Here is a 4961-nt window from a genome sequence, read left to right on the forward strand (position 1 = left end):
ATCAGTGCGGGTCCGCGTTTCCGGGCGTACCGAATCCTGAAGTCACGTGAAAACCTCGTTCGGCTGAAACAGTTTCAGGTGAATGAGAAGCGGCGGCAGCTGCTGCAGCTCGACATGATGATCGCCGAGTTCGAACGCATGGCCGTCGAGCTGGAGCTTCAGATTACCGCCGAGGAAAAGAAGGCCGGCATCACCGACATCAACCATTTCGCCTATCCGACCTTCGCCAAGGCGGCTCGCCTGCGCCGCGACAATCTCAGGAATTCCCAAAGCGACCTCGCCCAGCAGCGAAGCGCCGCCGAATCATTACTCGGCGAAGCTGAAGCGGAGCTTTCCAAAGCGGAAATGCTGGAATCGCGCGACACGAAGATCCGCGAAGCCGAAGTCGGTGGCCGCAGCGCCATGATCGGCTAAAACCCTGCCCTTGGCGACGTCAACGCTCGCCATCGGACTGGCGCATTGTCGCGGCTTGCGGCCCGGCGGGAATACGCCCAGAAGAATGAAAACCGCCCTACGCGGCCCAATCCCCTTCATTCTCGGCAATTGCCTTTGCACGGGCATCCTTGATATCCGGCGCATGCTGCTCCGCCCATGACCTGATCTGGGTAAGCAGTCCCGCCAGGTTCTGACCGAGCTCGGTCAATTCATATTCGACGCGCGGCGGAATGACCGGAAAGATCTCGCGCCGTACCAATCCGTCGCGCTCGAGCACGCGCAGCGTCTGCGTCAGCATCTTCGGCGTGATGCCGTCAAGCTTCCGGGCAAGCTCGCCATTGCGCAGCCGGCCTTTGCGCAGCGCGCAAACCACCAGATAGACCCATTTGCTGGCCAGCATCTCCAGCACCGTGTGCGAAGGACACGTCCGCCGGAACGCGTCATAGCCGAAACCGCAATCATCTTCACTATCCATGAGGTGCGTATGTATCAGGAAGGTACATACTGGACAAGGGGCTATTACTATCCAAATGATAGTGGCATCAACCGAGCAGGAGACATCTCAATGCGTGCCGCTATCCAGAATTCCGTCGGCGGACCCGACGTCCTTGTCATCGCCGATCAGCCCGATCCCACGCCAGAGGCCGGCGAAGTGCTGGTCGGTGTCAAGGCCGCGGGCATCAATCCGGTCGATGGCGCCGTCCGTGCCGGCTACTACCCCTTGCTCGGCGAGCCGCCCTTCATCCTGGGTTGGGATATCTCGGGAACTGTCGAAGCACTCGGCGCCGGCGTCACCGGCTTCAAGATCGGCGACGAGGTGTTCGGGATGCCGCGCTTTCCCAAGCAGGCCGCCGCCTATGCCGAGTTGGTTGCCGTACCTGCCGATCAAATCACACTGAAGCCGAAGGGCGCGGGCCACCTCGAGGCAGGCGCCTTGCCGCTGGCCGGCCTCACCGCCTGGCAAGGGCTTGTTCGCCACGGCGGGCTGAAATCGGGGCAGCGCGTATTGGTGCATGCGGGAGCCGGCGGCGTCGGTCATCTGGCGGTGCAGATCGCCAAGGCGCGCGGCGCCTACGTCGTCGCCACGGCCAGCCCGGGCAAGCTCGATTTCGTCCGCAAACTTGGCGCCGACGAGGTCATCGACTACACCAAGGGCGATTTCACCGACCAGGTTCGCGACATCGATCTGGTGCTGGATCCAATGGGGGGCGACCACGCCCAACGCTCACTGAAGGTGCTCAAGCGTGGCGGCGTGCTGGTGTCATTGCTCGATGTCAGCGACGACACCAGGGCGCAGGCCAGTGCGCGCGATATTCGGGTCGAGCGTATGTCGGTCGTGCCCGACAGGGAGGGCCTGCTGGAACTGGCTCGGTTGATCGATGCCAACAAGATCACCGTCCATGTGGCGAAGAGCTTCCCACTGGACCAGGCGGGGGCCGCTCACGCCTTCCTTGCCACCAAGCCGATCGGCAAGGTTGTGCTGTCGCTCTGAGCGGAACGGTGACCGTGAAAAACAGAAGGGCGCGGGGTTAGCCGCGCCCTTCATCTAAATTCGCAACGGTCAGTGCCGGTATTGCTGGATGCGTGTCGTGCGCAGCCCGGCAAGGCCGTATTCGTCGATCGACGCCTGCCAGGACAGGAATTCCTCGGTGGTGAGCTTGTAGCGTTGGCATGCCTCGTCCAAGCTCAAAAGCCCGCCGCGCACGGCCGCAACCACTTCCGCCTTACGCCGGATAACCCAGCGACGTGTATTGGTCGGCGGCAGATCGGCAATCGTAAGAGGGCTGCCGTCAGGCCCGATAACATATTTGACTCTCGGTCTAACCAGATCGGTCATCGTACTCTCTACAAAAAACTCAAAGACCCAATCCCCGCCACGTTACCGCCACAGCTTTAAAAATTGCCTAAGCAGACCCTAATGACTAGGTAAGGATCATGAACGCCGCGTTAGTCTTTTCGCCGGCATTTGAAACATCTGCCCGCAAACCCTGATTTGCCGGGGGAAAATGCATCCATTGGCGAAGATCGGCCACAAACGGTGAATCGCCCTGCACGCTGGCGCGCCGGTAAAGCTTGACCTATATTCTCGACATTGGCATTGAGGCGCCGCGCAGAACGAAAGCATCATGAACAGTCTCGATCTTCCCGGACGTCCCGAAAACACCCGCATCGTCGTCGCCATGTCCGGCGGTGTCGATTCATCGGTCGTCGCCGGCCTGCTGAAACGCGAGGGCTACGACGTTGTCGGCGTCACCTTGCAGCTCTACGACCACGGCGCGGCGACGCACCGGGCCGGCTCATGCTGCGCGGGGCAGGACATCGACGATGCCCGCCGTGTCTCCGAGACGCTCGGCATCCCCCATTATGTGCTCGACTACGAGGAACGCTTCCGCAAGGCGGTCATCGATCCCTTCGCCGAAAGCTACGTCGCCGGCGAGACGCCGATCCCGTGCGTTTCCTGCAACCAGACGGTGAAGTTCGCCGACCTCCTGGCCACCGCCAAGGAGCTCGGCGCCGACGCGCTGGCCACCGGCCACTACATCCGTTCCGGCGCCAATGGCGCCCAGCGCGCGCTCTACCGTCCGGTCGACGCCGAGCGTGACCAGAGCTATTTCCTGTTCGCCACCACGCAGGCGCAAATCGATTATCTGCGCTTTCCCCTCGGCGGCCTGTCGAAGCCTCAGGTTCGCGCCATCGCTGAGGAGATGGGGCTGGCGGTTGCCACCAAGCAGGACAGCCAGGACATCTGCTTCGTGCCGCAGGGCAAGTATTCCGACATCATCGCCAAGCTGAAGCCAACTGCGGCCAATCCGGGCGACATCGTCCACATCGACGGCCGCGTGCTCGGCCGCCATGAGGGCATCCTGCGCTACACGATCGGCCAGCGCCGTGGCATCGGCATCGCTTCCGGCGAGCCGCTTTACGTCGTCCATCTCGATGCCGACCGGGCTCGCGTCGTGGTTGGCCCGCGCGAGGCGCTGGAGACGCACAAGATCTATCTGCGCAATATGAACTGGCTGGGCGACGGACCGCTCACAGACGTCCCTGCCGGCGGCCTGGAACTGTTCGCCAAGGTCCGCTCGACGCGGCCGCCGCGCCCGGCCGTGCTGCATCATCGTGCCGGTGCCACATGGGTGGAGCTGGTCGACGGCGAGTCCGGCATCGCGCCGGGCCAGGCCTGCGTGCTCTACTCCGATGACGGCAACGAGGCCCGCGTGTTCGGCGGCGGCTTCATCGAGCGATCGGAGCGTGGCGCCGAGGCCGAGGCCATGCTGACCCGGCTTGCCGCCCGGCCGGCCCAGATTCCCGCGGAATAGGATTCCCGCGGAATAAGATTCTTGCCGAATAAGTTTCCTGCCGAATAATCCGCGCTTCAGGAATTCGACTTGGTGTGGGTGACCGTGCCGGCGGTCAGGATGCGCAGCACCCTGATCGCTTCCTCGCCGCTGGTACGCGGTTCGGCACGCGTCTCGATGCACTGGATGAAATGCTCCAGCTCGCGCGTCAGCGGCATGCCCTGGGCAACCGCGACATAGGACGGCTCATTGGTGGTGAAGGCCCATTGGCCGCTGTCCTGCCACACCGCGTGGCGGTAGACGGCCAGCTTGCGTTCCCATGGCTCGACGTCGTCGAACACCGCCATTGCCTTGGTGCCGACCACGGTCAGCCGCCGCTCGCGATAGGGATTGAGACGCGAGGTGAAAAGATGGCTGCGCAGGCCGTTGGGGAAGCGCATGTGCAGATGCGCGAAGTCGCTGAGATTGTCGAGCAGGGCGGCCCCCTCGCCGCGCACCTCGATCGGCTCCGTGCCGGTGATCGCCAGGATCATCGACAGATCGTGCGGCGCCAGGTCCCACAGCGCGTCGTTCTCTGTGTGGAACTTGCCGAGGCCGAGCCGGTGAGAGTGGATGTAGCGGACCTCCCCGAGTTCGCCCTTGTCGATCAGCCCCTTCAGCGTCTCGAAGGCGGGGTGGAACCGCAGGACATGGCCGACCATGAAGACGCGGCCATTGTCCTTGGCCGCCTGCACCGCACGCTCGGCATCCGCCACCGTCAGCGCGATCGGCTTTTCCACCAGCACGTCCTTGCCGTTCTCGACGGCACGTACCGCAAGGTCGGCATGGAACTGCGGCGGCAGCGCCATGACGATGGCGTCGATATCGTCGCGGACGAACAGCTGGTCCGGCTCGATCGCCAGGCAGTCCTGCTCGCTGGCAAAGCCTTCCGCGCGGGCCCGGTTGGTATCGGAGACCGCGTGCAGCGCGCCGAGCGCCTTGAGAGTGCGGATGTGGTTGCTGCCCCAGTATCCGCAACCGAGGACTGCTATGCGCGGCTTCATCTGTTTCAAACTCTAAAAACTCGTGGCCGAGACATAGCGACGTGCCCCTTCGAACTCAACCCCGGCGGCGACAACCAAATGTCGCCGCGGCAAAGCTTTTCGATAATGACGATAAGCCGGCAAGCCGGTTGCTTCGAAGCTTGACAGGCTCGCCCTCCCAACCTTATATCCGCGCGACCTTGGCGAA

General features: G+C 63.2%; 6 protein-coding genes. 3 read left to right on the forward strand and 3 right to left on the reverse strand.

The annotated features are described in order from the left end of the window. Positions 1–36: 36 nt before the first annotated feature. On the forward strand, positions 37–414 hold the full coding sequence (locus EN925_RS23230) for a flagellar export protein FliJ (RefSeq protein ID WP_013529907.1): 378 nt from the start codon (positions 37–39) through the stop codon (positions 412–414). Positions 415–511: 97 nt separating this feature from the next. Here the strand turns inward: EN925_RS23230 and EN925_RS23235 are convergent, their stop codons facing one another. Next, positions 512–910 carry a helix-turn-helix domain-containing protein gene (locus EN925_RS23235; RefSeq protein ID WP_127368630.1) on the reverse strand — a complete coding sequence of 133 codons (399 nt, stop codon included), beginning with the start codon at positions 908–910 and terminating at the stop codon, positions 512–514. A gap of 90 nt (positions 911–1000) precedes the next feature. Between EN925_RS23235 and EN925_RS23240 the strand changes: the two genes are divergently transcribed. Beyond that, the gene (locus EN925_RS23240; protein WP_127368631.1) at positions 1001–1927 is read left to right on the forward strand and encodes an NADP-dependent oxidoreductase; all 927 of its coding nucleotides are present in this window, start codon (positions 1001–1003) and stop codon (positions 1925–1927) included. A gap of 69 nt (positions 1928–1996) precedes the next feature. On the opposite strand, the gene EN925_RS23245 is transcribed toward EN925_RS23240, so the two are convergent. Next, positions 1997–2272: a DUF1153 domain-containing protein gene (locus EN925_RS23245; RefSeq protein ID WP_013529904.1), complete on the reverse strand. Its 276-nt coding sequence runs from the start codon at positions 2270–2272 to the stop codon at positions 1997–1999. A gap of 289 nt (positions 2273–2561) precedes the next feature. Between EN925_RS23245 and mnmA the strand changes: the two genes are divergently transcribed. Continuing rightward, the gene (gene mnmA, locus EN925_RS23250) at positions 2562–3752 is read left to right on the forward strand and encodes a tRNA 2-thiouridine(34) synthase MnmA (protein ID WP_127368632.1); all 1191 of its coding nucleotides are present in this window, start codon (positions 2562–2564) and stop codon (positions 3750–3752) included. 56 nt (positions 3753–3808) lie between these two features. Here mnmA and EN925_RS23255 read toward each other — a convergent pair whose 3' ends face one another. Beyond that, positions 3809–4774 carry a Gfo/Idh/MocA family oxidoreductase gene (locus tag EN925_RS23255; protein WP_013529902.1) on the reverse strand — a complete coding sequence of 322 codons (966 nt, stop codon included), beginning with the start codon at positions 4772–4774 and terminating at the stop codon, positions 3809–3811. Positions 4775–4961: the final 187 nt, after the last annotated feature.

Source organism: Mesorhizobium sp. M7A.F.Ca.US.006.04.2.1, from assembly GCF_004022915.1.
GTDB lineage: Bacteria > Pseudomonadota > Alphaproteobacteria > Rhizobiales > Rhizobiaceae > Mesorhizobium > Mesorhizobium ciceri.

Excerpts from the sequence above, each read along its gene's own strand:
- mnmA (WP_127368632.1), top strand. The coding sequence starts at position 2,562 with ATGAACAGTCTCGATCTTCCCGGACGTCCCGAAAACACCCGCATCGTC.
- EN925_RS23245 (WP_013529904.1), bottom strand. The coding sequence starts at position 2,272 with ATGACCGATCTGGTTAGACCGAGAGTCAAATATGTTATCGGGCCTGAC.
- EN925_RS23255 (WP_013529902.1), bottom strand. The coding sequence starts at position 4,774 with ATGAAGCCGCGCATAGCAGTCCTCGGTTGCGGATACTGGGGCAGCAAC.
- EN925_RS23240 (WP_127368631.1), top strand. The coding sequence starts at position 1,001 with ATGCGTGCCGCTATCCAGAATTCCGTCGGCGGACCCGACGTCCTTGTC.
- EN925_RS23235 (WP_127368630.1), bottom strand. The coding sequence starts at position 910 with ATGGATAGTGAAGATGATTGCGGTTTCGGCTATGACGCGTTCCGGCGG.